The sequence below is a fragment of the Mycobacterium sp. NTMscope_MAC_12 genome (assembly GCF_976985675.1).
Window position 1 is genome coordinate 283,869 of record NZ_CDRJYY010000001.1, and the last position, 26,469, is coordinate 310,337.

A 26,469-nucleotide genomic window follows, 5' to 3' on the forward strand; every position below is an offset into this window, starting at 1 on the left:
GACCCGTCGGCGAAGTGCGCGGCCACTTCGCCGGTCGTTAATCCTTTAGCGGTCAACGACAACACGATCTCGTCGATGCCGGTCAGCCGACGTTGGCGCTTCTTGACGATCTGCGGATCGAACGAGCTGTTGGTATCGCGCGGCACCTCGATCTCGACCGGTCCGATCTCGGTGAACACCGTCTTGGCCCGGGTGCCGTTGCGGGCGTTGCCGCTGCCACGTCCGACCGGGTCGTGCTTGTCATAGCCGAGGTGCTCGGCCATCTCTGCGTCCAGCGCGGTCTCCAATACATTCTTGGTGATCTGGTTGAGTAGCCCGTTCGGGCCGACCAGCTCCACGCCCTGCTCCTTGGCCTGGGCCAATAGTTGTTCAGCGAGCTGCTTTTGATCCACCTCGGTAGCCATGGGCTCGAGTGTTTCGGACATCATCAGTCCTTCCCGCCAAGCTCACGCTCGGCGTGTCAGACCAAGGTCAGATCCACCGCTGTTCAGACAGTCCCCATCCTCAGTTTCGATTGCAGGGACCAGATCTTGTTGAGCAACAGTGCCTTTGTGTCGTAACGGTGGTAGCCGACCACGGTGCGCACGATCGCCCAGTTCTTCTGCTCGACGTGGCAGCCGTCGTTTTTGTTTCCGGGCCGCGAGCGGGTGAAGGTGATCTGGCGCCGCTCGCACCAAGCCAGCAGGTGGTGGTTGATGAACTCGCTGCCGTTATCGAAAGCCCAGGATCGGGAAGGGCATGGTGGTGGCGATCGAGGTGCCTCACCAAAAAGTGAGCGCGAAGCGTGGGCTGGTGCCTCACGCATGGTGAGCGCGTGGGGGCTTGCACTACTTCGCCTTGGCCAATCGGTCGATTGACGGTTGCAATGCTTCCAGGTCGATGTGGCGGGCGGCGGCAAGGGCGTCGGTCTTGGTCTTGGCCAGGTCCAGTAGCTGCATTTGGATGGTGTTGATCTGCCGGGTCAAATCGGCCGGGTTGATGCCCTCGATTCGGGCGGACACATGCGAAAGCTGTTGCGCATCAAGTATTCCCGATTCCTGCAGACGTTGCCACGGCGTGGCCGGCGTGTCGTAGATGCGCGTGCGGCGACTGGCCGCGGTGGTGCTGTAGCCGATGGGCTTTTTCGTCGGGGTGAAGAAGTTGCACCGCAGCGACACCAGCTTCCACAGCCGGTTGAGCAGCTCCAGCTCCTCGGAGGTGTCGTAGCGCCAGTAGAACGCGTGTTTGCGCACCACGTGGTTGTTTTTTGACTCCACGTGCGCTTGGTCGTTCTTCTGGTACGGCCGCGAGTGGGTCTGGGCGATGTCGCGGGTCTGCAGCCAGGCGGCGACCTCGTGATTGATGAACTCACCGCCGCAGTCCAAAGCGAAAATCACCAGATCGAACGGGAACCGCTGTTGCAGCTCGTCGATGCCGGCCGTGATCCACTTCGAGGCGTTGTTGCGGATCGAGAAGTTCTCGGTCCAGCCGATCACCAGGTCGGTCATCGTCAGCGTGCGGGCGAACTCGCCGATCAATGTCGGGCCGCAGTGCGCCACGGTATCGGCCTCGATCACCCTCGGGGCCTCAGGTGCCTCATCGGCGCAGGTACGGATGGCGATCGAGTTACGCAGCAGCGGCGACGGTTTGGTCGTCGAGATGCCCTTGATGCGCATCCTGTCCCAGGGCCGGTTTCAGGTAGCGGTCCAGGGTGGCCGCGCTCATCGCCTTCAGCTCCGCTGATGCCGCCTCGGTGGCGAACGGCCTGTCAAGATCACCGGATTCAGCCAGCAGCGGCAGCCACAGACCCACCATGACCACCAGGTACTTGCCGCACGGCATGCCCATCAAGGCCCACACATACTCCAGCAGTGCCCTGGCGTCGTCGCTGAAGCCCCGCGGCCGCAACGTACGCCTGTCAACCTGCTCGGCCGGGTCCGGCAGCCTCGGGCCGGTCAGCATCCGCCGAGCCGTCGAGCGGCCCATCCCCGTGGTGGACACCACCCGATCCAAAATCTTGCTCTTGTCCGCCTTCAACGCCTTGCGGTACTGACCTCGCAGTTTGTTCGCTACCTGCCGCCTCGCAGCCATGTCGATCTTGCCTTCCACATCGGGCAGGCCTTCCGGGCCACGCGCTCAAAATAGGTGAGGCACCACCGCCGGCCACGCGCTCAAACTCAGTGAGGCACGCCGGACTATTGACAATTGGTCGATCTTTGTAAAAGATTGGTAATACCGTCTGTCCGGGGTATTCGGGAGCAGCCAGTTGCCCGGTCGACGGCCGTCAGTATCCGGGAATGACGGGCAAGGGATCCACGCTATGCAAAGCACTATGCAAGACGTTCCGCTTTCTGTGACATCGATCGTCAAGCATGCCAACTCCATTCACGCCGACCGCCGCGTCGTCACACCGACCGAGTCGGGCTACCGGGCCGCGACCTACGGCGAGGTCGGCCGGCGGGTCGGTCAGTTAGCTAATGCGCTGCATGACCTTGGCGTCACCGGCGATCAGCGTGTGGCTACCTTCCAGTGGAGCAACCAGGAACACTTGGAGGCCTATTGTGCGGTGCCGTCGATGGGCGCGGTGTTGCACACGCTCAATATTCGTCTTACCGCCGAGCAGCTTGGCTACATCGCCAACCACGCCGACGACAACATCGTCATCGTCGACATGTCGTTAGCGCCGCTACTTGCGCGTTCTTTGCCGGCCATATCGTCGGTGCACACGGTGATTGCGGTCGGTGAGGGCGATCCCGAGCCGCTACGGGCGGCCGGCAAGGCCGTCGTTTCGTACGAAGACCTGATCTCGACACATCCCACCGAGTTCGACTGGCCTGAACTCGATGAGACGTCGGCCTCGGCGATGTGCTACACCAGCGGCACCACCGGAAACCCCAAGGGCGTGGTCTACAGCCACCGATCCACCTACCTGCATTCACTGGCCGTCTGCACTGGCAACGGGTTGGGCATCGCTGAAGCCGACCGCATCTTGGCTATCGTGCCGATGTTTCAAGCCAATGCGTGGGGCCTTATCTATGCCGCGCTGATGGCGGGGGCCGAACTGGTACTCCCGCACCGATGGCTACAACCTGGAGCGCTGGTGGCCATCATCGAGGACACCCGCCCGACCGTGGCCGGTGCGGTGCCCACAATCTGGAATGACGTCCGGCACTTCCTGGGCTGCGAGCCCGGTCATGACATCTCGTCGCTGCGTCTGGTCGCGTGCGGCGGATCGGCGGTACCGGTGTCACTGATGCGCGGCTTCGAACGCGACCACGGCGTACCGATCGTGCAGGCGTGGGGAATGACCGAAACCTCGCCGCTGGCCACGGTGGCCAAACCGCCGACTGGGCTCGACGAAGACCAACAGTGGGCGCTGCGTGCCACCCAGGGCCGCCCGATATGCGGCGTGGAAATCCGGCTGCGCAACGACCAGGATCGCACCCTGCCGTGCAACGGAGAAGCGGTCGGCGAGATCCAAGCCCGCGGGCCGTGGGTAACTGGCTCTTATTTTCGCGACGACGACGCCGACAAGTTCGACCAGGGGTGGCTGCGCACTGGCGATGTCGGCCACGTCGACGAGCATGGCTTCTTGACGCTGACCGACCGTGCCAAAGACGTCATCAAGTCCGGCGGGGAGTGGATTTCGTCGGTCGAATTGGAGAATTTGCTGATCGCCCATTCCGGGGTACATGAAGCCGCGGTCATCGGTGTGCCCGACGAGAAGTGGCAGGAGCGTCCACTCGCTCTAGTGGTGGTCAAACCCGGCGCCGATATCACGCCAGATGAGCTACGTGCCTTCTTAGACGGCAAAGTCGCTACGTGGTGGATCCCGGAGCGCTGGGCCTTCGTCCCCGAAATCCCGCGAACCAGCGTCGGTAAATACGACAAGAAAGTGCTTCGGGCATGTTACACCGCCGGTGACTACAACATCGTGGAATTCGTCTAGCGACCAAGGTTCGCTAGACCCGGCAATGCAGCCGAATAATTAAGGAGGTTACATGGCAACCACACGTTACCATTCGCTGGGTGCCGGCGGGCTGAACTGGGAAAGCGTGCCACTCAGGCTGTTCGCTGGCGGCATCGCCAAACTCTGGGACCCCGCCAATATCGACTTCTCCCGCGACAGCGCCGATTGGGAGGCGCTTTCCGACCGCGAACGCGTGTACGTCACCCGATTGTGCGCGGGCTTCATTGCCGGAGAGGAAGCAGTCACCCAGGACATCCAGCCGTTCATGGCCGCAATGCGGGCCGAAGGCCGGCTCGGCGACGAGATGTACTTGACGCAGTTTGCGTTCGAGGAAGCCAAACACACCCAGGCGTTCCGCTTGTGGCTCGATGCCGTCGGGGTGCGCGACGACTTACATAGTTTCCTCGATCAAACTCCGGCATACCGGCAGTTGTTCGACGAGGAACTTCACGAATCGCTCAACACGCTCTATGTGGATCCCTCGCCGGCTGCCCAGGTTCGCGCTTCGGTGACGTACAACCACATCATCGAGGGCATGTTGGCGCTGACCGGCTACTACGCCTGGCACAAGATCTGCGTGGAGCACGGCATTCTTCCCGGCATGCAGCAGCTGATTCGGCACATCGGCGACGACGAGCGACGCCACATGGCATGGGGCACTTTCACCTGCCGGCGCCACGTCGCTGCCGACGACACCAATTGGACGGTGTTCGAAACGCGCATGAACGAACTCATTCCGCTGGGGCAGCGCCTGATCGACGAGGGTTCTGCACTGTATGGCGACGACATACCCTTCAATCTGTCAATCGACGAGATGAGGACCTATGCCACCGACAAGGGGATGCGCCGGTTCAGCACGATCAGCAGCGCCCGCGGGCGACCGCCCGAGGAAATCGACCTCGACTACTCGCCACTGCAGCTGGAGGACACCTTCGCGGACGAGGACGCGAGGGTGCTGGCCGGTTCGGCCTGACTTCGACGAGATCGGCGCCAGTGCGTAAAAACGCGGAATTTTTGCGCTGGAGTCGATTCGGCACTGCGAGTACCAACACTGCTCCAGCTTAGTTGCCGTCGCCGGTGCCACTATCTCGGCACGCTTCAAAGATCCGCGATGGCGCAACGCTCCAAGCGGCGGCGAGGCCAGTCATTGACCGCACGACCCGGAGGAGACGACACACGATGCGTCGACCACTTGAGGACGGCTACTTCACGATGCCCAACGGCGATGAGCAGCCGCGGTTGATCGGTTCCTATAGCCCTGCTGCCGACAAGTACTTCTTCCCCCGCCGCCGCCGCTGTCCGTTGACGGGCGGCCCGGTCGAGGATGTCCTGCTGTCACCAACCGGCGAACTGTACGCCTGGACCTACGTCGAGTCGGCGTGGATGGGCAAGTCCCGGTTCGGCTCCACAGGCGACGGGCACGGTGTCGGCCAAGTTGACCTACCGGAGGGCGTGCGCGTGCAATCCATCCTGCGTGGCGAGATGGGCGACTGGGAGATCGGCATGCCCATGCAGCTTGAGGTCTACCCCCTCATGACCGATGCCGATGGCACTGAGCTGTGCTCGTTCCGCTTTTGCCCTACTCGACGGGGGGCATCTCGGTGATGGCCCGCGACGTCTATGTGATCGGCGTGGGGATGGCCCCGTTCGGCCAGCCGGACGCCAACGCGGCCGACTTGGGCTTCGGGGCCGGTGTCAACGCGCTCGGTGACGCCGGCATCGGCTTCGATGAAGTCGGCTACCTCTACAACGGCTACATCGGCGCCGGTCTGCTCACGGGTGTCACCCTTGCGAAGGATCTCGGGCTTACCGGCATCCCGATCACCCACGTCGAGAACGCGTCGGCCACCGGATCGTGCGCCTTCCATGAGGCGGTCCAGGTGGTGGCGGGGGGGAGCGTCGATATCGCGATGGCGCTAGGGTTTGACGACCTCAATCGCGCCACTCGAGCTATCGGGGGCAGCAAGCCCGGCATTGGCCAGGTGATCCTCCCGGCGGCGTTTTTCGCCATGTGGGCGACACGTCGCATGCACGAAGTGGGCACGACGGTCGAGACCTTCGCCGCCATCGCGGCAAAGAATTGGAACCATGCGCGGCTGAATCCCTACGCGCAACGTCGGGCCGACCATGAGGTCACCGTCGAAGAGATCCTCGCCTCGCGCATGATTTCCTACCCGCACACTTCGAAGATGGCCTGCGCCGCTGGCTCTGGGGCTGCGGCCGCGATCGTCGCGAGCCGCGAGGCGGCAGAGCGCGTGGCCGGTTCACGCCCGCTGGTGAAGGTGGTCGCCAGCCAGCAGCAGTCCGAGCAGTTCGTTGACGGCCACATTTTCATGGGTGCGGTCGTCGGTCCGGGCGAGCTCACCGCGGCCACGGCAAAGGCCGCCTACGACGAGGCCGGTGTCGGGCCGGCCGACCTCGACCTCGCCCACGTGCACGACGCATTCCCCATCGAGGAACTGATGTATTACGAGCTGCTCGGGGTGTGCGCGGCTGGGGAGGGGGACAAGCTCGTCTCCGAGGGCGCGACCAGCCTGGGTGGTCGTATCCCGTTCTCGACCGACGGCGGGCTGATCGGGCGCGGTCATCCCGGTGGGCCGACCGGCCTGGCCCAGATCTGGGATGTGACACGGCAGCTGCGGGGCGAGGCGGGCCCGCTGCAGGTCGAAGGCGCTCGAACCGGGCTTGCTCACATGATGGGCGCGGGCTCGGTCTGTGTCATCCACATCCTGCAGGCCGGGCGGTGACGTCATTCAACACATCCGATAAGAGAGAAATCGCCCTGCGGGGCGACAGCATGGAAGGGAAATCGCGTGGCTGAGCTTAGCTTCGACGGGAGGGTCGCCATCGTGACCGGGGCGGGAAACGGTCTCGGCAAGGAGCATGCGATGCTGCTTGCATCACGCGGCGCGCGCGTGTTGGTGAACGATCTCGGCGGCAGCGTCGCCGGCGTCGGCGCGGACCTGACCGCGGCGGAGGCCGTCGCTCAGGAGATCGAAGCCGCCGGCGGTATCGCGGTCGCCGATGGTCACAGCGTGGCGACCCGAGAAGGTGGGGCGGCCATCGTGCAGGCGGCTCTCGACGCCTTCGGGCGGGTCGACATCGTCGTCAACAACGCGGGCATCCTGCGCGACAAGTCCTTCCACAATCTCACGCCGGAGCTACTCGATCCGGTGATCGATGTCCATCTCTACGGCACCATCTGGGTGACCCAGCCGGCGTTCCTCAGGATGCGCGAGCAGGGCTACGGCCGGATCGTCAACACCTCCTCCGCCGCCGGGATTTTCGGCAACTTCGGTCAGACCAACTACGGGGCCGCGAAGATGGGGGTCATCGGCTTCACACGGGTGCTCGCCCAGGAAGGCGCGAAGTACAACATCAAGGTGAACGCGATCGCGCCGATGGCGCGGACCCGGATGACCGAGGAACTCCTCGGGCCGATCGCCAAGAAGCTGGACCCGGCACTGGTCGCCCCGGTCGTCGCGTATCTCTGCCATGAATCCTGCGATCTCACGTCGAGGATCTTCTCCGTTGGGGGCGGGCGAGTGGCCGAGATCTTCATCAGTGTGACGAAGGGCTTCTCATCGCCGACGCTCGATATCGAAGCGGTCCAGGACAACCTTGAGGCGATCTGCGACCGAGAGGGATACCAGACTCCAACGCAGGCCAACGACGAGATCGGCCTCGTGCTTCAAGCGCTCGGCTGAACACGTACGTACGTTGAGGAGGACCATGCCATGGCCGTGATCGACCTGCTGCGCCAAGCGGTAGAGGACCGACCGGACAAGACCGCCGTCATCGCCGAGGACGGCGCGGCCACTTTCCGCGAGCTCGACGCTGCCAGCAGCCGGGTCGCCCAGCAATTGCACGCCGCTGGGGTGAGCCGCGGTCACAAGGTGGCGATGCTGCTCGCCAACGACCAAGCGATGCATTTCAATGCAGTGTATTTCGGCATCCACAAACTTGGTGCCGTGCCGGTGCCGCTCAATACCCGGTGGGCAGCGCCGGAAAAGCTGTTCGTGCTTGAGCACAGCGACGCCGTGGCGGTGATCACCGGTCTCGCCCACCGGGAGGTTCTGGTTGCGCTTGCCGAAGGCGAATCTGTCGAGATCGGCGGCCGTCCCGGTAGCTTCCAACTTGAGCACTTCTTCGTGACCGGCAGCGAGGCGCTGGATGGATTCACCCCCCTGGGCGACGTGGTGGGCGCGGGCTCTGCGGACGTGCCGCTCCTCGAGCCTTCCCTGAGCGCCGACGACCCGGCGGATCTGCTCTATACGTCCGGCACCACCGGGATGCCCAGGGGCGTGCTGGTGCCCGAGGGCAACCTCGCCGACGAGCCCGGCCAGGCGAGCCTCGGGCAGCTTCTCGGCGCGATGTTCGGCGAGAGCCTGCTTCATGCGGTGCCCTTGTTCGGTTTCACGGGCTGCCATGGCCTGATGCTGCTAAGCATTCGTGCCGGGGTCACGCAGATCGTGTTGCCGCGTTTTGATCCCGAGCAGTTGCTCGCGGCGATCGAGCGCTACCGCGCCACGTCGATCATGGGTGTGCCGACAATGCTGAATTTGGCCATGAAGCACCCCACGGTGGGTGATCACGACTACAGCTCGCTGCAGCTCGTGTTTTTCGGGGCGGCGCCGATCCAGCCCGACACCGTGCGCAAAATGCGGCAGGTGTGGCCCGGAGCGAAGATGCTGAACGCTTACAGCCTCACCGAGGCCGGTGCCGGCGCGGCCTGCATCCTCGGTCCCGACCCAGATGACATCCTTGCCCGGCCGGGCTCGGTTGGCAGGCCCGTAGGATGCGAGGTTGTCGTCGTTGATGACTACGATAACCCACTCCCCCCAGGCAAGGTCGGCGAGATCTGCTTTAAGTCGAAGATAGCTCGGCGCAGCTACTACAAGGGGGAGCAGCCCACCGCGGAACTTTGGAGCGGTGGACTGTTGCACACCGGCGACGTGGGTTATGTCGCTGACGATGGCTACGTCTATCTGACCGAGCGCAAAAAAGACATGATCCTGCGCGGCGGCTACAACATCTTCGCCATCGAGGTCGAGCGCGTGCTGCTCGAGATGCCCGAGGTGCTCGAGGCCGCAGTCATCGCGGTGCCGCATTCGGACCTCGGTGAGGATCTCCTAGCGGTGATCGCGCCCAAGCCCGGGTTCAGCGGCGGCGAAGGCGAACTCACCGCGGAGCGGATCAACCAGTTCTGCCGCCAGCACCTCGCCGACTACAAATGCCCGCGCCACATGGTCGTAGTGGACGAGCTACCGAAGAACGCCATGGCCAAGGTCATGAAAAACGAACTCCGACAGCGCTTCCGAGATCACCTGTTCGATCAAGGGGCCGAAAACAAATGAATGCTCCTTGAATATCGGCTTAACAGCGCGACGGCGGCCATTCCGAGCAGTGTCCGGCGCATAGCCACAGAAGAACCGTAAAGCGAGCGGATGGGGACGGCGGAAGATGCCAAGGCCGGTGAGACAGTGCTTACGCGGAATTGATGAGCGCTTCGGTGTGTGGATTGGTCGATCCAGGCGACGGTAAGGCCGTCCCTATTTCTTTTCGCGACAACAACTGTTTGAAGAGAAGATGAGGTGCCATGTCATGGATTTCATGCTCAGTCCAGAACAGGACGATTTCCGCCAGACTATACAGCAGTTCGTTACCGAACTGTCACCGCTGGCCAAGGTTCGCCAGGCGGTAACAACTGCGCCGGGATATGACATCGACCTTTGGTCTCGCATGAGTCGGGAACTGGGGCTGCCGAGTCTGCTCGTACCGGAGGAGTACGGCGGTGCGGCAGCAACGATGATCGAGGCTGCTGTCGCCATCGAGGAGCTTGGACGCGGCATCGTGCCGTGCCCGCTGTTCGCGACCGTCGCGCTCGGTGTCGCGCCGATCTTGATCGCGGCCAGCCAGGAGCAGAAGAGAGAACTGCTTCCAGAGATAGCCGCGGGCGCTCGTACAGTCACGACTGCTATCAATGAACCGGGTTGCGTTGACGGCTTCGGTGCTGTAGCCATGCGAGCGGCGACAAATGGCGACGCCGTCACGCTGTCTGGGACCAAGATTCATGTGATCGACGGCCATAGTGCGGACACCCTGCTGGTGCTCGCTCTGCCGCCCGGTGACTCCGCTGAGCCGGCATTGTACCTCGTTGACGGTAACGCCGTCGGCCTCACCCGTACACGCGTCGAGACCCTGGACATCACCCGACCGCTGGCCACCCTGACCTTCGACGCCGTCTCTGCGGTTCCCTTGGCTGGCGCGCACGGCGTCGCGCCCATACGCCGTGCGTTAGATGTCGCGAAGACGTTACTCGCAGCGGAGATGGTTGGTGGCACCGAGGGCGCTATGACCATGTCCGTCGAATACGCCAAGGTGCGTCACCAGTTCAATCGGCCCATCGGCTCCTTCCAGGCGATCAAGCACCGATGCGCCGAGATGGCAATCGAACTGGACAGTGCTCGTGCAGTCACTCTCTACGCGGCTCATCTGGCAGCGGAGGAGAGCGCTGACCTCGCCAAGGCGGCCCCCATTGCCGTGGCAACCGCCGCGGCCGGATTTGACTTCACCGCATCGTGGAATGTGCAGATTCACGGCGGGATCGGGTTCACCTGGGAGCACGACGCACACCTCTACTACCGGCGGGCGAAAGCCGACCGGGTACTGCTGGGCTCAGTACGCGAGCAATGGCTCGAGGTCGCTGACCGCATCGGGCTCTAAACACCGCCACATACTTCGTCGGCACGAACAGAGAAAGATGACATGTGGATGGGGACCCCCTCAGCTCAGACGCTCGTTGATATAGGCGTTAGAGGAATTTTTCAGGAGCTCGAGGAGGTCCCGATGACGATGGTAGGCGGTTTCGACGTGCGGCGACAGCAGATCACATTCGATTACGTCGATTATGACGGCTTGTTGCGCTGGGGTCAGATCGGTCCGGCGACCCGGAAAGCGTTGCGGAACTGGCTGGCTGAGCACTGCAGCGATGGGGACGGCCAGTTCGCGCTGGAGGGCTGCCCGGGGTGGCGGTATGTGTGCGAGGAGCTGGCCGCTGCTGGGATCTGCGCGCACCTGGGGGATGCGGCCGAGATTGCCGTCTTACCGGAGCCCAAGAAGCGCGCCAAGACCGACCGCGCCGATACTCGGTTGCTGCGTACGCTGTTGTTCGAGGACCGGTTCCCCGAGTCGTGGATCCTACCCGCACACATGCTGGAGATCCGCACGCTGGGCCGGTTGTACTACACGTTGATGGACGAGCGGCGGGCCTGGCAGCAGCGCATCCATGTCCAGCTGTTCCATCAGGGCTGTCCACCGATTCGGGCGCTGTTATCCGGCGCAGGCCGCGCGGCGCTGGACAGCGTCGACTTGTCGGCGGCGGGCCGGCGGTGCGTTGACACTGCGCTACGGCGCATCGATCAGCTAAGCACCGAGATCGACCCGCTGCCAAGCCAATTAGTCAACTTCGCCCGACGCCAAGCCGGGTGTCAGGCAATGCAGCGCCATTACGGCATCGGTTGGTTGTGCGCGGCGATCATCTGGTCCGAGGTCGGTGATGTCCGCCGATTCAGCAGTTCCCATCGGCTGGTGCGGTTTGCTGGGCTGGATGTCACCGTGTACTCCTCTGATACCAAACGCTCACCAGGGCACCTGTCGCGAGAGGGCTCACCCGAGCTGCGCTGGGCGGCGTTTGAGGCAGCCGAGTGCGCGAGCCGGCGCCGTTCCCTTGATTACGGTTACTACCACAAGCTGGCAGCCAAGCGCGACGGCCACAACGGCAAGAATCCCCACCCTGGCGGTGGAACGCAAAATTCTGCGCCGATGCTATCACCCGCTGCGTGCGTTCGAAGATGGCGCCCTGGCGCTGCCAGTCCCCGAACGCCAGGAGGTGGCCTCTTAAATGATGCGTTGCGCGCCTGCCATGCCCATTAATCACCTGATGCTAATCACCTGATGCCTGCGGCCAGCGCCCGTGTGGTTCCTGTCGCCACTCCGCTGTTGGGTGGACTTCCCGGAAAGATTGAGCGGCCGCGCCTTCGTTGCCCGCACGTCGGGCACCCCATCGATCATCAAGTTGCCGGATATCGTCCGTGGACTCAGATAAGGCTGGGCGCCGGCACACGCGACGCGCGTCTTTCGCCCCACATTTATGCACCGGAGGGCAGCAGATGACTTGAACCACACCGTCTTTTCCTGTTCCCCGGCGGCCAAGTATGCGGCGGATCCTCGTCGGTCTCAAGGTCGTTCGTCCTCGCTACGCTGCGGGCGCTCCGCCTTGACCCCGACCGCGGTCCACCGCCTTCAAGCGGTCGAAAACGAAGCAAAACACGCAAAAAATAACCCAATGGATCCACCTTTACGCGGGTCCTCAACACAGATAAGGGACGACGATTCGATATGGACCTGTCTTATCCCCCGTCAGCTGAGGCGTTCAGGTCACGAGTGCGCGACTTCATCACCGCGAACGTCCCTGCCGACTTCGCTGGAATCGGGGCGTTGGATCAAACCCGGCGGAAGGAGTTCATCCGAGAGTGGCGGAAGACGCTCGCGGACAACGGCCTACTCGCCGTGTTGTGGCCAAAGCGATATGGCGGAGCGGGACTGACCCCACTCCACCAAGTCGTGCTGGCCGAGGAGTTTGCTCGCGCCGGGGTACCCGCCGGAACTGAGAACGACATGTTCGGGATTCAGCTGCTTGGCAACACGCTTGTCGTCTGCGGCACCGAGGACCAGAAGAATTGGTTCTTGCCGCGAATTCTGTCCGGTGATGATCGGTGGTGCCAGGGGTTTTCCGAACCCGACGCGGGATCGGATCTGGCCAGCCTGCGGACGAGAGCGGTTCTTGATGGCGACGAATGGGTCATCAACGGGTCCAAGATCTGGACTTCAGTGGGACACCTCGCCAACTGGATCTTCGCACTGTGCCGCACCGACATGGATGCTCCCAAGCACCGGGGGATCTCATTTCTGCTCGTGCCGATGGATCAGCCCGGCGTGGAGGTTCGACCCATCAAGAATATAGTGGGCCAGTCGATGTTCAACGAGGTGTTCTTCACCGACGCCCGAACCGCTGCAGACAACGTTGTCGGGGAAGTGAACGCAGGATGGTCGGTGGCCATGACGCTGCTGGGTTTCGAGCGTGGAACAAGTGTCACCACCGACGCGATTCGCTTCCAAGCTGAGATCGACCGGCTCTTCGAGCTGGCGAAAGAACGAGGTAAGACTAACGACCCGCATATCCGTGAGCAGCTCGCTTGGTGCTATGGTCGCGTCGAGATTATGCGGTGTCGTGGGTATCAGGCGTTGACGCGCTTCTTACACGGTGAGTATCCAGGTCCCGAGGCCGCGATGACCAAGATCCTCTGGAGCGAGTTCTTCCAACGCGAGACCGAACTGGCGATGGAGATCCTCGAGACGGACGTGTTGACGCTGTCGGGCACGGGAACGAACGGCGCCTTGGCGACTGCGGATGTCGGAACACCGAATTCGTCGCTCGCGTGGGTTGAGTCGGCATTGGCGGCGCGAGCCGCCACGATTTATGCGGGCAGTTCACAGGTGCAGCGCAATATCATCGGCGAGAAACTGCTCGGCCTGCCCAAGGAACCGCGCCTCTAGGATCCGAACAATGCCGGAGCCCGTAGACACCAGTAGTGCCGCTTCCGGTAGATGGGCGGCCATCTCGAATGCGGAATACCTGCGCAAGTGGCTGGGCCTTGGTATCGCGATCGGCACTCGGCGACGCCTGAAAACTGACCCCGTGTCGACGCAGATTTTGACCCCTTCGACCGATTCTCGGCTTGGGCCGAGAGGAGAAAGGAGTTGTTGTCAGTGGACGATTGGCTGAGATCCGCAGACCGCCGCTGTTGAAGATGTTGCCGAAAAGCGGTTCTCCGCGCAGCGGTCACCGTGCCGGTGATGGGTGCGACCAACCGATAATCCATTTTGATGATCATCACCGGCTCGTCGTGACGAAGTATCTTGCGGGAACAGCGGATGACACCGGACCGGATCCGCAGCGTCTTAGGACGATGCGGGCTTGCTCTTTGAGCAGCAAGGCCTCTGTCAATGGCCATTTAGAAGTGTCGCTTGCCAGGGTGATGGGGCCACCTGATTGCCAGGGGGATGGGACCACCGTGGCGCGTTATTGAGGAAGCTCGTCGTCGTGGTCTGGGTCAAGCTGGCTGGGTCGGGTGCGTTGACGGTAGGACGGTCCTTCGATGACGAGGGTGTGGGCGGTGGCCGTGAGTCGGTCGATCGCTGATTGGGCCAGCAGGGTGTCGGCGGTCATGGTCAACCATTCGGAGGGTTCTCGGTTGGAGGTCACGATGGTCGTTTTGGCGCGGTGGCGTTCGACGATGATTTCGTAGAAGTCGCTGGTCTCTGTGGCGCCGAGGGGTCTGAGCGCAAAGTCGTCGATAATGAGGACGTCGATGGTGGTGAGTCGGCGGATCTCGGCGTCGACGGTGTTGTCCAGGCGGGCGGCGCGCAGCCGGGTGAACAGCTTGTCGGATCGGGCGAACAGTACGGAGTTGCGTCGGCGAATTACCATGTGTCCCAATGCTGTTGCCAGATACGTCTTGCCTACTCCGACCTCGTGTCAATGGCCAAGTAGAAGTACCCGCTGGTGGCCGGATAAAAGTACCCACCCCGTGCAGTGATTCTTAGATTGGTTGGGGGTTCTCCTTCCGGTGTTGGGCGTCCTTCATTCGGTAGGACTGGCCGTCGGTGATGACGACGGTGGCGTGATGCAGGAGCCGGTCCAAGATGCTGACGGCGGTGGTCTGCTCGGGCAGGAATCGACCCCACTCTTGGAAGGGCCAGTGCGAGCCGATGGCCAGGGAGCGGCGTTCGTAGGCGCCGGCGACGAGGCGGAACAGCAGCTGGGTGCCGGTGTCGTCGAGTGGGGCGAAGCCCAGTTCGTCGAGGATGATCAGATCGACACGGAGCAGGGATTCGATGATCTTGCCGACGGTGTTGTCGGCCAAGCCGCGGTAGAGGGTTTCGACGAGGTCGGCGGCGGTGAAGTACCGGACCTTGTGCCCAGCATGAATCGCAGCGACCCCCAGTCCGATCAGGGTGTGGGACTTGCCGGTCCCAGCCGGTCCGATGATCGCCAGATTCTGTTGTGTGCGAACCCATTCCAGGCTCGACAGGTAGTCGAACACCTTGGGCTGAATCGACGATGCGGCCACGTCGAAGGACTCCAAGGTCTTGGTGACCGGGAACCCGGCAGCCTTGAGCCGGTTGACGACGTTGGAGGCATCCCGTGCCGCCAGTTCGGTCTCGACGAGGGTCCGTAGCACTTCTTCGGGGGTCCAGCGCTGGGTCTTGGCGGTGATTAGGACTTCGGGGGCGGTGCGCCGGATCGCGGCGAGCTTGAGCCGCCGCAGCCCGGCGTCGAGATCAGCGGCGAATTGCGGAGTGGACAGTGGTGCAACGGGTTTGGTTGCCTTGGCTGGCGTGCCGTTCATGACGTGGCACCACCGTCTGCGGCCGGGTTGACCGTGTAGGCAGCCAGGGATCGGGTCGAGGCGACTGGGAGGTCCAGGATCAACGCATCCCCGGCGGGGCGGGGCTGCGGCGTTCCGGCGCCGGCGGCCAGGATGGACCGCACGTCGATCGCGCGGAACCTCCGGAACGCGACCGCCCGGCGAAGCGCGCCGACCAAGGCGTCGGTGCCGTGGGCGGCGCCCAACGCCAGTAGGACTTCCAGTTCGGAGCCCAGCCGAGTGTTGCCGATCGCGGCGGCCCCGACCAGGAATGCTTGAGCATCCTCGCCGAGTGTGCAGAACTGTTGCTCAGCATGAGTTTTGGGTCGTGGTCCGCGGCTAGGTTCCGGGCGGGGACCGTCGTAGTGATCGTCGAGGACTGATGCGCTGCCTGGGGCACCCAGTTCGTGCTCAGCCACGATCACCCCAGTCGCGGGCTCCACGATGCACAGCGCGCCGTGATCGACGACGACGGCCACGCTGGTCCCGATCAGTCGGGTGGGCACCGAGTAGCGGGCCGAGGCATACCGGACACACGACAGCCGGTCGACCTTGCGGATCACCGACGGTGCCCCGATTCGAAGTTGCAGCGACGGCAACGGTTGCAGGAGTTCCCGTTCGATCAGCAGTTGCTCATCGGGGACCGCACAGATCTCCGAATGCACCGCGGCATTGACCTCCAGACACCACGCCCTGGCCGCAACGTTGGCAGCACGCAGATCAACCGGCACCCCGGCGATGGCGGCGTCGGTGAGCAGCGGGACGGCGAGGTCGCGTTGGGCGTAGCCGCACAAGTTCTCCACGATGCCCTTCGATTTAGGGTCGGATGCATGGCAGAAGTCCGGCGCGAAACCGTAATGACCTGCCAGCCGGACGTATTCGGCGGTAGGGATCACCACGTTGGCGACCACGCCGCCCTTCAGACAGGCCATCCGGTCGGCCAGCACCCGGGCCGGGACACCACCTATCCCGGCCATCGCTTCGGCGATCAACGCCAACGTCGTGGACGCCTTCTGGTCGGTGGCGAACGCGACGAAGCGCCACCGGGAGAACGCCAGCACTGCGCAGAACAGGAACAACCCGGGTGCGGCTTGGGCCCAGTCGATCACCAGATACTCACCCGGTGACCACACCGCCGGGCGACGTCCCCGGTGATGTTCGTTGCGCCACAACACCTTCGCCTCAGCAACGAGGCGACGGAAGTTGCGTGCCGACCCGTCGTAACCGGCGGCCTTCGCGATCGGCAACATCCGCTTCGCCGACATCCGACCCGCCGACTTCTCGACACGCTCGGCGACCAGATCGGCCACCGCATCGTAATTGTGGGCCCGCTCGACCCGCGGCGGTGCGCTCTCACCGGCTTCGAATTTCTCGACGACTTTCTTGACGGTCCTATGGGTGGTGCCGCACAGCTGCGCGGCGCCGCGGTATGACCCGACTTGTTGATAAGCAGAAATGATGTCCATGCGGTCCCTCGCAGACTTCAATGGAACTCCCCGGTGGTGACGATGAGTGGTTGGCACCTTCACCGTCACCACCGGGGCCCGCAGTTCCTGATCGACACGACGAACACGGGGTGGGTACTTTTATCCGGCCACCAGCGGATACCTCCACTTGGCCACCAGTGGGTACTTTTTCATGGCCACGGACACCTCGCCGGTGATCACGCCGATGCGGCGTTCGGCGATGCACCAGCCGATGCGGGCGAGGGCTTCGTTGTGGGCGCTGTGGCGGTGCAGCATGCCGGGGGCCAGGTCGCGGCCGAACGGCGTGCGCGAGAAACCGTAGTAGGAGATCAGGTTGTCCATCATCGGGGTTGGGCCTCTTCGCCGGTGAGTAGGTCGAGCTGGCCGGGGATCTGGTCGGCCCCAGTCAGGGCGGCGTAGTTGACGCCGCGGGCCAGTTCGGTCTGATGCGCGGTCTCGATCAGCCGCGCGTAGTCGACACCAGTGGGTTTCGGTGGTATCGACGGGGTTTCGGGTTTGGCCTTGGGGTGCGAGTGCCGCCCGATGTGGTGCGGGATCGCTAGCCCCATCGGCACGCCGGCCAGACGCACCTCGATGCGGGTCAAATCGAACGGGTCGAATACCAGCTCCACCTTGCGCCCAACCAGTGCGGGGTCGACCTCGTAGCTGTTGCCGTGCAACGAGACGGTCGCCGTCTTGGTGACGCGGCGGTGCTCCTCCCACAAAAACGCCTCGGTGAGCGCCTCCGGGGCGGGCAGGCCGACCGGGCCAGACGCGCACCAGCGGGCCAGCGGGGTCTGCCCGGTTTCGGAATGGACGGTGCGGTGGTAGACAGTTTCGACCCAGGCCGCAAAGAGCCGGTTCAATTCGGCCAGATCGGCGACGTGGTGGCGTCCGGCGACGTCGGGCTCGCCGGTGATCTCGACCAGGAACTGCTCACGCACGGTCCTGAAAAACCTCTCTATCTTCCCTCGCCCTTCCGGCCGATGCGGTGTCGAATGCACCAGGCGCACACCGAGTTTCGCGCACGCCCTCAACAACCACGTGTCTATATAGGCCGATCCGTTATCGACATACACGGCCTTGGGGACGCCGCGCGAAGCCAGCGCCGGGCGCAGTGCGGCGGCCAGCCGCACGGTGTCCTCGGCATACCCCCACCGATAGCCGGGCAGCAGCCGGGAATGATCATCCAAGAACGCGAATAAATAGGTTTTACGGGCCGCGATCGCGATGCCGTGCAGCGCATCCCCGGTCCACAGGTCGTTGGGGTGCTCAGCCTCGAACCGGCCGAACACCGGCGCCGACCCGCAACCGGTGCCGGCGGTCAGCCCCAACCGGTGGAAGTTGCGTTGCAGGGTCCGCTCATCGGGCGCCCAGCCCAACTGGGTGAGCAGGATCCGGCGGATCGCCGCGGCGGTGCGGGCGGGGTTCTCCCGACGCAGCGCCACCGCCAGCTCCAGCACTTCGGCCGGGGTGCGCGGCGTGCATTGGCGCGGGCTGGGCACCAGCGCATCGAACCCGCCGGCACGCCAGTCCCTAATCCACCGATCGATGGTCTGCCGCGAGATCCGCACCCGCCGCCCAAACGGGTCGGTGTGCTCGCGCGACGCCAACTCGCGCACTATCTTTCCCCGCTCCTTGGTGGAGTGCGCCGGCTCGGCGGCCTCCCGGATCAACTGGTACCGGAACAATCCGATCACCCGGGCCCGCTCGGCCCGCACCCTCGCCTCATCATCGCCGACCACCACCGGCCGCCTCCTTTGCTGTCTTTTAAACACACGACAGCGCACAGGATTACGGCCTCATCTGCCTTGGCGGCAGGGTCGACTCGTGTTGCACCCACTCCCCGGGCCAGCCCGACGCCAACAACCGGCCACCGGAGACCGCCACCGCGACTTCGGCCAGCGACACCTCGGGCAGCGCGAACCGGCGCTCGATCACGGACGAGGACGAAGAAGATATCGCCGATTGGTCCGTTGCCGAAGACCGCACGACCGACCCGCGACAAGACCGATGGATATTCAGTGACATACGGCGTTGCATGAGTGACGTACGCGAGATAGGCGACACCGGCCAGCAAGAACCCGAGAATGCAGGCCATCGCGGTGAGCACTCGACGTGCGTTGACGCCCTGCGGCTTTCGGAAGACGTCGACTGTATTTGGAAATCGCCTCAACCCCGGTCAATGACGAACCCCCGTTGGCGAACGAACGCAGCAAGGTCAGGATCGTGGCGCCCATCACCAAGCCGTTGCCCTGCTGTACCGGCACCGTTCCGGCCAGGTGATGCGGGTCGTACACCGGTAATTCCCAAAATATTTCGCGAATGACACCCACCACGATCGTCAGACTGATCATGGCGATGAAGGAGTAGGTCGCCACCGCGAACGGCATTCCCGCTTCCTTTAAGCCACGCAGGTTCAGGTAGCAGATGACAAGCACCACGCCAACCGTGATGGCTAGGCTGTAGGGACCCAACACCGGGATCGCCGACACCACCGCCACCGTTCCAGCCGCCGACTGCACTGCCACCGTGACCACATAGTCGATCAACAGTGCAGCGGCCGCGACCTGCGCGACCCGGGGTCCGAAATTCTCCCGCGCGCCAACGCCGCCAGCCCGGCCTGGGGCAGCAGTTCGATCAAGATCTGCTCCGGGCCGTATGCGGTCGATGAGATTGCGTCCGGTGAAAGTGCCCCAAGCGCAACGGGATTCGACAACTTCTCGGATGTCAGGTTCTCGGTAATCAGCGGCTTTCCCAGAAAGACGCGCTTGGCTATGTCCCCGACAGTCGCCGGGATACGCTGCTTGCCAGTCGAAGTTGTCACGACCACATTCTTTACCCGAGGTTGAGCGCTAAGGAAGCACTTGGCAACGCCTTCGATGCATTCTGCCGCCCGCCCCCTCCACGCGGGTGCGCAAGCTAAGCGAGGCGGCCGGCCGCGGCGGCGACGCGCTCGTCAGTGGCGGTCAGCGCAACCCGCACATGCTGTGCACCGCGCGGGCCGTAGAACTCGCCGGGCGCCACCAGGATGCCGCGCGTGGCCAACCACGGATGCTGTCCCGGCATGGCTCACCGCGGGTGGCCCACAAGTAGAGTCCTGCTTCCGAATAGTCGATAGCAAAACCGGCTGAGCGCAGCGCCGGCAACAGGGCCGCCCGCCGCCGCGCGTACCGCTCGCGCTGCAGCTTTTCGTGATCGTCGTCGTCCAGCGCGGCCACCATGGCAGCCTGCACCGGCGTCGGCACCATCATTCCTGGCATGTCTGCGTACTGCCAGCAGTTCGACGACCAGGGCGGGATCACCGGCGACGAAACCGGCCCGGTATCCCGCGAGCGACGAGCTCTTCGAGAGCGAGTGCAGCGCTAGCAGCCCGGTGTGGTCGCCATCGCAGATGGACGGATGCAGCACCGACAATGGCTCGGCATCCCAGCCCAATCCCAGGTAGCACTCGTCGGAAGCCACCACAACGCCACGATCGCGCGACCACCCCACCACCTTGCGCAGGTGTTCGGCGCCCAGCACGCGCCCGGTCGGGTTGCTCGGGGAGTTCAGATACACCAGTGTCACCGATTGCGGGCCCAACTGGGTCAGCGAGTCCGCGAGCAGCACCTGCGCTCCCGCCAGCCGGGCGCCGACGTCATACGTCGGATACGCCAGTTCCGGCGCCACGACCACATCCGCTGGGCCCAGGCCCAGCAGGGTCGGTAGCCAGGCGATGAGTTCTTTGCTACCGATCACCGGCAGCACGGCCGCCTTGGTCAGCCCGGTGATGCCGAAGCGGCGGTCAAGGGCAGCCACTGCCGCTTCACGCAGCCGCGCAGTACCGGCGGTTGCCGGATAGCCCGGCGCGGAACTGGCGGCCGCCAACGCCTCTCGGATCACCGGCGCAACCGGATCTACCGGAGTGCCGATGGACAAGTCGACGATGCCGTCCGGATGGGACCCGGCCAGCGCCTCCGCCTCGGCCGACGTGTCCCAAGGGAAATCCGGCAGGGAGGCCGACACTCCCCTGCGAGCGGGTGGTACCCCCAGTCGGCCCATCCCGGGCTTCTGCAGCACCGGCGCGCTCAGTCGCCTTCGCCCTGCGGTGGCAGATCCTTCACCACTTGGGGATCGTTCTCGGTCATGCCGACCTTGGCCGCACCACCCGGCGACCCCAGCTCAACGAAAAAGTCGGCGTTGATCTGCGTGTACTGGCTCCACTGTTCGGGCACATCGTCTTCGTAGTAGATCGCTTCGACAGGGCAGACCGGTTCACAAGCCCCACAGTCGACGCATTCATCGGGGTGGATGTAGAGCATCCGAGCACCCTCGTAGATGCAGTCGACCGGGCACTCCTCAATGCATGCCTTGTCCTTGATGTCGACGCAGGGTTCGGCAATTGTGTACGTCACGGACGTCTCCTCAAGGTGTCCTCCATGTAATGCCCCGTGTGGGCTGCCGTTCGCATTGTCGCGGCGGTTCTGGACCGCTTCCAGACAAAGCGTTTGATTACTGATACTAGACGTTGCACATACACGTCAACCACTTGGCACGCCCGTCAGACCGCAGTGCTATGCACCTAGTCGCACCTAGTCGCACAGCGGCGTGGTGTGCCATTTCTGCTGCCCGGATGGCACCGGCGTACGCGACCTTGGTGTCGCTGTGCGAACAGGCCGGCTCGGGCTACCAGTTACCCCCTGGTTGATCAAGTTCCTGTGGGAGTCCGATGCCCCAGAATTGGGGCGAGGAGGACTCGATTCATGGCACGTCGACGGCATACACCGGAGCAGGTGGTCCGCAAGCTTCGTGAGGGTGAACGGCTGCTCGGTGAGGGCAAAGACCTCGGGGAGGTCTGCCGGCATCTGGAGGTCAGTGAGCAGACCTGGCATCGCTGGCGAAATCAGTACGGCGGGATGAAAGCCGAAGACACCAAACGGCTCAAGGAGCTTGAGCGGGAGAATCAGCGGCTCAAGAAGCTGGTCGCCGAGCAGGCCCTCGACATCGACATGCTCAAGGAGATGAGCCGGGGAAACTGGTGAGCCCCGACCGTCGGCGGCGAGCGGTGGTGATGCTCGTCGAGCGGTTCGGGGTCTCGCAGCGGCGTGCCTGCCGGGTGGTCGGCCAACACCGCTCGGTGCAGCAGTATGGGCCGCAACGACCCGATGGCGTCGAACAGCGGCTGCGCGCCTGACTGCGGGAGATCGCCATCAGCCATCCGCGGTGGGGCTGGCGCAAGGCGCACGCCATCGCCAAGTCAGAAGGCCTCGTGGTCAATCCCAAACGCACGCACCGATTGTGGAAAGACGAACGGCTGCAACGTCCGTCGAAGACCCGCAAGCGGCTGCGCCTGGGCCACAGTGCGGCGCACCGGCGCATGGCGGCGGCCCGCCCCGATCACGTGTGGGCGCTGGACTACCAGCACGACCTCACCGTCGACGGCCGCCAGCTGCGTTTCCTCAACGTCATCGACGAGTTCACCCGCGAGGCGTTGGCGACACGGCCACGTCGGTCGTGGAACGCCGATCAGACCACCGGACTGCTCGACGAACTGATCATGACCACTGGCCGCAAGCCCGAACACATCCGAATGGACAACGGACCCGAACTGACCAGTCACGCCCTCGCCGACTGGGCCCGCTTCGGCTCGGTAGGCGCCGTGTTCATCCAACCCGGCGCACCGTGTTCGGGGGCATTCAGGTTGAGCACTTGGGGGTAGCGATCCGGCACTGACGGTGATCAGTTCGTCGGCCGGTCGTTTCTGCGTTTGGTCTTTGTGGTGTCGGGGCGGCACGGTGATCACGTCGTTGTGGGCGGCGGCCCTCCCGATGTCTCTGGGCGGAGTCTGCGGGAGGGCCGTCTTCGCGCTTGGAGGCGCAGTGGTCACGGTAGAGGCAGATGTCGATGTGGTCGAGCGCAGGCTGGCGGCGGGCGAGTTGAGCTGCCCGGCATGCAGCAGCGTGCTGGCGCGTTGGGGGTGGGCCAGGCCGCGACAGCTGCGCGGTCGGGACGGGTCGGTGCGGTTGTGTCCTCGCCGGTCGCGATGCACCGGCTGCGGGGTGACGCATGTGTTGTTGCCCGTGACCGCGTTGCTGCGCCGTGCCGACACTGCGGCGGTGATCGTGTCGGCGCTGGCTGCCAAGGCGTTGCGGCGGCGGGTGGGGTTTCGCCGGATCGCGGCCGACTTGGCCCGTCCGGTGGAGACGGTGCGGGGCTGGCTGCGTCGCTTCGCCGAGCGGGCCGAGGCGGTGCGGTCAATGTTCACGGTCTGGTTGCGCGCGGTGGACCCCGATCCGGTGATGCCTGAGCCGGCCGGCGGGGTGGTCGCCGATGCGGTGACGGTGATCGCCGCGGTCGCGGGCCCATTTCGATGATCGACCCGACATATCACGTGATCGAGGACCCCGCGAAGGCCGGCAGGCCCGGGGACTCCGGGGAATCCGGGCAACGCAGCGAAACGTAATCTTTTGGCCGGATATCGGGCTGACCCGAGGGGTGTAAATGGCCGAAAGCCGGGCAGTTAGATTCGTTAACTAGTGGGCGGTGTACGTCATGCCCGCGGTCGACGGAAAGGACAGCTGTGAAGCGACTGGCAGCCGTGTTGGTGTCCGTGTTGGGTTTCGCATTCACCGCCAATGGTTACCGGGCGCTGACTAAGCGCCCGTACGGCTCGGTTTTCGCGTCGGAACTTCCAATGCAATCGCTCGGCGTCCAGGTCACGGCGCTGGCGGCGGTGGCTGGGGCTGCTGGGCTTGCGCCACGTCGGGCGAAAGGCCGACGAACCGCTGACCGCTGCGCTCGATGCCGGCCTGGGTCCCGAGCGTCGCACCGAGTCGGGCGATCTATGGAAGCGGCCCGCGCCCGCAGGTGCGACCGCGAAGAAACCTGGCGTGGGACGAATGCTGCGGATCTACCGTGACTACGCGCATGACGGCGATATCAGTTACGGGGAGTGCGGCTCCAGGAACCATCTCGACATCTGCTCCGGTCCAGGTCGGGCCAGTGGGGCGTCGGCAACGTCGGAACGGTGGCGCTTCGCCATTTCGTCGGTAACCCTGCGTACGAGGTGGTCGGCGTGCTCTGTAATCGTCCGGAAAAAGTTGGCAAGGATGCCGGTGAGCTCGTCGGCGCCGCGCCGATCGGTGTGCTTGCGACCACCGACAAGGAAGCCATCGAAGCGCTTGACGCCGATTGCGTGTTCTATGCGCCACTTTGGTCCGATCCCGAAGAGGTCTGCCGTCTGCTGCGCGGGGGCAAGAACGTCGTCGCCTCGGGTGGCGCATGGTGGTATCGAACCGAACACAGCAAGGCGGATATCGACAAGATCGACGCAGCGTGTCACGAGGGCGGTACTTCGTTCCACGCAGGTGGTATCAATCCTGGCTTTGCCGGAGACCTGCTCGTGCTGACGCTGGCCCGAATCGTCAGCCGGATCGACGCTATCCACATCTACGAGGTGGTGAATTTCGGCAAGGACACTTTGAAGTACCTGCACGAGATGGGGATGGGGAGCGATCCCGAAGAGTTTCTGGCCGGACCGAATCTCCTGGGGAACGCATGGCCGTTGTTCGCCCAGTCGATGGCCATGGTGGCGGACGGATTCGGCAAGACGGTCGACAAGTACACAACGGATGTAGAGTTAGGGACGGCCACGCGCGACATCCGGTACGAAGGGGGGCCGACCAGCGACATGCCAGGCTTTAAGGGCGTGATCAAGAAGGGAACAGTCGCCTCACAGCATCACAAGTGGACGACTTGGGTGGACAACAAGACCTTCATCACATTCCACGAGATGTACACGATGGACGAATACAATGCCATTGAGCCGCAGCCTGATTGGGGCGGTCACTATCACTATCGCATCGTGATCGAGGGCGACGAACCCACCGAGCTGATCCTCCAAGCGCCTCCGGATGCGCAGGGCAACTACCCGAAGCCGGGCTACACCTGGACCGCGATGGGCCCCGCGAACGCGATTCCAGCCGTTTGTGACGCCCCGCCTGGATTCCTCACCCATAAGGAGCTCGGGCTTGTGCCGCTGCGCGGCCTGGTGCGCTTGTAGCGATTACAAAACCGCTGGGCCCGAATCAGCCGGGAGACGGCGGGAGGATCCCGCGAATCCGGGCCGTGAGCCACGAGGCCACCGCTCAGGTTTTGCGCGCCGTCAATGAGCTTGCGGACCAGGAGGGTTCTCGCTCCGGCGGGTATTTCGTGCGGGCAGTGGGGGCGATGAAGCCACGTCATCCTTGCGGTCGGGGTCGCTGTCACCTCGGTGCCGGCGGTGTCAAAAATCTTCGCCGACCTGAAAATCCTGGACACACGGTTCAGGCAAGACGACTCTGCATCCGTGGCAGATGTTCTGGCACCTTTTCGCAACGGTGGCCTACTTCATCCTCGGGCTCAAGCTTGTTCCACGCGTCATCAAGCGCATCAACACTTCTCGCTGGAATGTCTTTGCGCGGCAGTCGCCCACCGGCTACCCCATAGCGGTCCTGCTGGCATACTGCGCAGTTGTCGGAGCCCTCGACGTCAACCTCGTCTTCGCGGCGTTCCTCGCAGGTTTTGCCGTCGCGCATAGGAAGCGCAGGATCTTCGCCGACGCGCTCGAGGCAATCGGCAAAGTCTCCTTCGCCTTCTTCATTCCCATCTACTTCGCGATCGTCGGCCTGAAGCTGGATCTCATCCGCGGCGTCTCGGTATGGATGATCGTCATCTTCATTGTCGGCACCTGCGCGATCAAAGTGATGTCGGTATCGCTCGCCGGGCGGTTCGCGGGTTTCCGGGGACTTGACCTGATCAACCTTGCGATCACCACCAACGCCCGCGGTGGCCCCGGCATCGTTTTGGCCAATGTCGCCTTCGACGCCGGCATCATCAGCTCAAAGTTCTACACCACACAGGTAATCGCAGCCGTGCTCACCTCCCAGTTCGCCGGTACTTGGCTCGACTACGTCATGCGTAAAGGCTGGCGGGACTGTCTGAACAACGGTGGATCTGATCTTGGTCTGTCACGCCGAGCGTGAGCTTGGCGGGAAGGACTGACGATGTCAGAAACACTCGATCCTGTGGCGATGGAACTGGATCAACGGCAGCTCGCTGAGCAGCTGCTGGCGCAGGCAAAAGAACAGGGTGTCGAGCTGGTCGGCCCGAACGGGCTGCTGAATCAGTTGACCAAGAACGTGCTGGAGACCGCGCTGGATGCCGAGATGGCCGAGCACCTGGGCTATGACAAGCACGACCCTGCCGGGCGCGGCAGCGGGAACTCCCGCAACGACACCAGGGCCAAGACGGTGCTCACCGAGATCGGCGCCGTCGAGATCGAAGTGCCTCGCGACACCAACAGCAGCTTCGAGCCGCAGATTGTCAAGAAGCGTCAGCGTCGGCTGACGGGTATCGACGAGATCGTATTGTCACTCACGGCAAAGGGATTGACCACCGGTGAGGTCGCTGCCCACTTCGCCGACGTCTACGGCGCCACGGTATCCAAGGACACGATCTCGCGGATCACCGACAAGGTAGTCGCCGAGATGACCGACTGGTGTAACCGGCCACTGGTGCCCGGGCGGATTCCACTCATCGT

General features: G+C 63.8%; 19 protein-coding genes and 10 pseudogenes. 16 read left to right on the forward strand and 13 right to left on the reverse strand.

Going from position 1 to position 26,469, the window contains the following annotated elements:
• Positions 1–5: 5 nt before the first annotated feature.
• The 4 genes and pseudogenes from AC0KS4_RS01320 to AC0KS4_RS01335 form a co-directional block, all read right to left on the reverse strand.
• A pseudogene (locus tag AC0KS4_RS01320) lies at positions 6–404 on the reverse strand (transposase); the annotation flags it as partial.
• Between the two features lie 143 nt (positions 405–547).
• Positions 548–715: pseudogene (locus AC0KS4_RS01325) on the reverse strand (integrase); the annotation flags it as partial.
• Positions 716–827: 112 nt separating this feature from the next.
• Complete coding sequence (locus AC0KS4_RS01330) at positions 828–1,655, reverse strand: integrase catalytic domain-containing protein (RefSeq protein ID WP_224112851.1); 828 nt, start codon at positions 1,653–1,655, stop codon at positions 828–830.
• A 25-nt stretch (positions 1,656–1,680) separates the two neighbouring features.
• Positions 1,681–1,965 (reverse strand): annotated as a pseudogene (locus tag AC0KS4_RS01335) (integrase catalytic domain-containing protein); the annotation flags it as partial.
• A 334-nt stretch (positions 1,966–2,299) separates the two neighbouring features.
• Between AC0KS4_RS01335 and AC0KS4_RS01340 the strand changes: the two are divergent.
• The 9 genes from AC0KS4_RS01340 to AC0KS4_RS01380 all read left to right on the forward strand — a co-directional run bounded on the left by AC0KS4_RS01340 (position 2,300) and on the right by AC0KS4_RS01380 (position 13,567).
• A complete protein-coding gene (locus AC0KS4_RS01340; RefSeq protein ID WP_007168449.1) occupies positions 2,300–3,928 on the forward strand; it encodes a long-chain fatty acid--CoA ligase in 1,629 nt (542 codons plus the stop codon).
• A gap of 52 nt (positions 3,929–3,980) precedes the next feature.
• Positions 3,981–4,922: a R2-like ligand-binding oxidase gene (locus AC0KS4_RS01345; protein ID WP_007168450.1), complete on the forward strand. Its 942-nt coding sequence runs from the start codon at positions 3,981–3,983 to the stop codon at positions 4,920–4,922.
• A 206-nt stretch (positions 4,923–5,128) separates the two neighbouring features.
• A complete protein-coding gene (locus tag AC0KS4_RS01350; RefSeq protein ID WP_007168451.1) occupies positions 5,129–5,554 on the forward strand; it encodes a Zn-ribbon domain-containing OB-fold protein in 426 nt (141 codons plus the stop codon).
• Positions 5,554–6,696, forward strand: coding sequence for a thiolase family protein (locus tag AC0KS4_RS01355; protein WP_040622299.1), 1,143 nt, complete (start codon positions 5,554–5,556; stop codon positions 6,694–6,696). The genes AC0KS4_RS01350 and AC0KS4_RS01355 overlap by 1 nt, the downstream gene beginning before the upstream one ends.
• Before the next feature lie 66 nt (positions 6,697–6,762).
• Positions 6,763–7,656, forward strand: a complete 894-nt coding sequence (locus AC0KS4_RS01360) for an SDR family oxidoreductase (protein ID WP_007168453.1) — start codon at positions 6,763–6,765, stop codon at positions 7,654–7,656.
• 30 nt (positions 7,657–7,686) lie between these two features.
• Complete coding sequence (locus AC0KS4_RS01365; protein WP_007168454.1) at positions 7,687–9,306, forward strand: class I adenylate-forming enzyme family protein; 1,620 nt, start codon at positions 7,687–7,689, stop codon at positions 9,304–9,306.
• A gap of 247 nt (positions 9,307–9,553) precedes the next feature.
• Positions 9,554–10,675, forward strand: a complete 1,122-nt coding sequence (locus AC0KS4_RS01370; RefSeq protein ID WP_050790029.1) for an acyl-CoA dehydrogenase family protein — start codon at positions 9,554–9,556, stop codon at positions 10,673–10,675.
• Between the two features lie 42 nt (positions 10,676–10,717).
• Positions 10,718–11,884 (forward strand): IS110 family transposase, encoded by a 1,167-nt coding sequence (locus AC0KS4_RS01375; RefSeq protein ID WP_007168456.1) that lies wholly within the window; start codon positions 10,718–10,720, stop codon positions 11,882–11,884.
• 465 nt (positions 11,885–12,349) lie between these two features.
• Entirely contained in the window at positions 12,350–13,567 is a 1,218-nt protein-coding gene (locus AC0KS4_RS01380; protein ID WP_007168458.1) for an acyl-CoA dehydrogenase family protein, read from the forward strand.
• A 526-nt stretch (positions 13,568–14,093) separates the two neighbouring features.
• Here the strand turns inward: AC0KS4_RS01380 and AC0KS4_RS01385 are convergent.
• The 9 genes and pseudogenes from AC0KS4_RS01385 to fdxA form a co-directional block, all read right to left on the reverse strand.
• A pseudogene (locus AC0KS4_RS01385) lies at positions 14,094–14,543 on the reverse strand (ATP-binding protein); the annotation flags it as partial.
• Between the two features lie 70 nt (positions 14,544–14,613).
• The gene (gene istB / locus AC0KS4_RS01390; protein WP_007172566.1) at positions 14,614–15,423 is read right to left on the reverse strand and encodes an IS21-like element helper ATPase IstB; all 810 of its coding nucleotides are present in this window, start codon (positions 15,421–15,423) and stop codon (positions 14,614–14,616) included.
• Positions 15,420–16,928, reverse strand: coding sequence for an IS21 family transposase (gene istA / locus AC0KS4_RS01395; RefSeq protein WP_238958373.1), 1,509 nt, complete (start codon positions 16,926–16,928; stop codon positions 15,420–15,422). Before istA ends, istB begins: the two co-directional genes overlap by 4 nt.
• Before the next feature lie 162 nt (positions 16,929–17,090).
• Positions 17,091–17,252: pseudogene (locus tag AC0KS4_RS01400) on the reverse strand (ExeA family protein); the annotation flags it as partial.
• Positions 17,249–18,655, reverse strand: a complete 1,407-nt coding sequence (locus AC0KS4_RS01405) for a DDE-type integrase/transposase/recombinase (RefSeq protein ID WP_007168461.1) — start codon at positions 18,653–18,655, stop codon at positions 17,249–17,251. The pseudogene AC0KS4_RS01400 and the gene AC0KS4_RS01405, both read right to left, overlap by 4 nt.
• Before the next feature lie 46 nt (positions 18,656–18,701).
• Positions 18,702–18,854: pseudogene (locus AC0KS4_RS01410) on the reverse strand (hypothetical protein); the annotation flags it as partial.
• Positions 18,847–19,734, reverse strand: a pseudogene (locus AC0KS4_RS01415) (APC family permease); the annotation flags it as partial. The pseudogenes AC0KS4_RS01410 and AC0KS4_RS01415, both read right to left, overlap by 8 nt.
• A 95-nt stretch (positions 19,735–19,829) precedes the next feature.
• Positions 19,830–20,915: pseudogene (gene dapC / locus AC0KS4_RS01420) on the reverse strand (succinyldiaminopimelate transaminase).
• A 62-nt stretch (positions 20,916–20,977) separates the two neighbouring features.
• A complete protein-coding gene (fdxA, locus tag AC0KS4_RS01425) occupies positions 20,978–21,304 on the reverse strand; it encodes a ferredoxin (protein WP_007168467.1) in 327 nt (108 codons plus the stop codon).
• Between the two features lie 348 nt (positions 21,305–21,652).
• Here fdxA and AC0KS4_RS01430 point away from each other — a divergent pair, with 348 nt between their 5' ends.
• From AC0KS4_RS01430 to AC0KS4_RS01460, 7 genes and pseudogenes are all read left to right on the forward strand, one after another.
• Entirely contained in the window at positions 21,653–21,931 is a 279-nt protein-coding gene (locus AC0KS4_RS01430) for a transposase (protein WP_007168468.1), read from the forward strand.
• Positions 21,928–22,083: a hypothetical protein gene (locus AC0KS4_RS01435; protein ID WP_154074411.1), complete on the forward strand. Its 156-nt coding sequence runs from the start codon at positions 21,928–21,930 to the stop codon at positions 22,081–22,083. The genes AC0KS4_RS01430 and AC0KS4_RS01435 overlap by 4 nt, the downstream gene beginning before the upstream one ends.
• 75 nt (positions 22,084–22,158) lie before the next feature.
• Positions 22,159–22,608: a DDE-type integrase/transposase/recombinase gene (locus AC0KS4_RS01440; RefSeq protein WP_007168470.1), complete on the forward strand. Its 450-nt coding sequence runs from the start codon at positions 22,159–22,161 to the stop codon at positions 22,606–22,608.
• Between the two features lie 403 nt (positions 22,609–23,011).
• Positions 23,012–23,245 (forward strand): annotated as a pseudogene (locus AC0KS4_RS01445) (hypothetical protein); the annotation flags it as partial.
• Positions 23,246–23,841: 596 nt separating this feature from the next.
• Complete coding sequence (locus AC0KS4_RS01450; RefSeq protein ID WP_007168472.1) at positions 23,842–24,951, forward strand: NAD(P)H-dependent amine dehydrogenase family protein; 1,110 nt, start codon at positions 23,842–23,844, stop codon at positions 24,949–24,951.
• 292 nt (positions 24,952–25,243) lie between these two features.
• Positions 25,244–25,912: a cation:proton antiporter gene (locus tag AC0KS4_RS01455; RefSeq protein ID WP_007168473.1), complete on the forward strand. Its 669-nt coding sequence runs from the start codon at positions 25,244–25,246 to the stop codon at positions 25,910–25,912.
• A gap of 48 nt (positions 25,913–25,960) precedes the next feature.
• Positions 25,961–26,443, forward strand: a pseudogene (locus tag AC0KS4_RS01460) (transposase); the annotation flags it as partial.
• Positions 26,444–26,469 lie beyond the last annotated feature (26 nt).

Bases quoted from the DNA above. Each gene is read 5' to 3' on its own strand.
- AC0KS4_RS01330 (WP_224112851.1), bottom strand. From the start codon at position 1,655: ATGCGCATCAAGGGCATCTCGACGACCAAACCGTCGCCGCTGCTGCGT.
- AC0KS4_RS01340 (WP_007168449.1), top strand. From the start codon at position 2,300: ATGCAAAGCACTATGCAAGACGTTCCGCTTTCTGTGACATCGATCGTC.
- AC0KS4_RS01345 (WP_007168450.1), top strand. From the start codon at position 3,981: ATGGCAACCACACGTTACCATTCGCTGGGTGCCGGCGGGCTGAACTGG.
- AC0KS4_RS01350 (WP_007168451.1), top strand. From the start codon at position 5,129: ATGCGTCGACCACTTGAGGACGGCTACTTCACGATGCCCAACGGCGAT.
- AC0KS4_RS01355 (WP_040622299.1), top strand. From the start codon at position 5,554: ATGGCCCGCGACGTCTATGTGATCGGCGTGGGGATGGCCCCGTTCGGC.
- AC0KS4_RS01365 (WP_007168454.1), top strand. From the start codon at position 7,687: ATGGCCGTGATCGACCTGCTGCGCCAAGCGGTAGAGGACCGACCGGAC.
- AC0KS4_RS01370 (WP_050790029.1), top strand. From the start codon at position 9,554: ATGGATTTCATGCTCAGTCCAGAACAGGACGATTTCCGCCAGACTATA.
- AC0KS4_RS01375 (WP_007168456.1), top strand. From the start codon at position 10,718: ATGTGGATGGGGACCCCCTCAGCTCAGACGCTCGTTGATATAGGCGTT.
- AC0KS4_RS01380 (WP_007168458.1), top strand. From the start codon at position 12,350: ATGGACCTGTCTTATCCCCCGTCAGCTGAGGCGTTCAGGTCACGAGTG.
- istB (WP_007172566.1), bottom strand. From the start codon at position 15,423: ATGAACGGCACGCCAGCCAAGGCAACCAAACCCGTTGCACCACTGTCC.
- AC0KS4_RS01430 (WP_007168468.1), top strand. From the start codon at position 21,653: ATGGCACGTCGACGGCATACACCGGAGCAGGTGGTCCGCAAGCTTCGT.
- AC0KS4_RS01455 (WP_007168473.1), top strand. From the start codon at position 25,244: ATGTTCTGGCACCTTTTCGCAACGGTGGCCTACTTCATCCTCGGGCTC.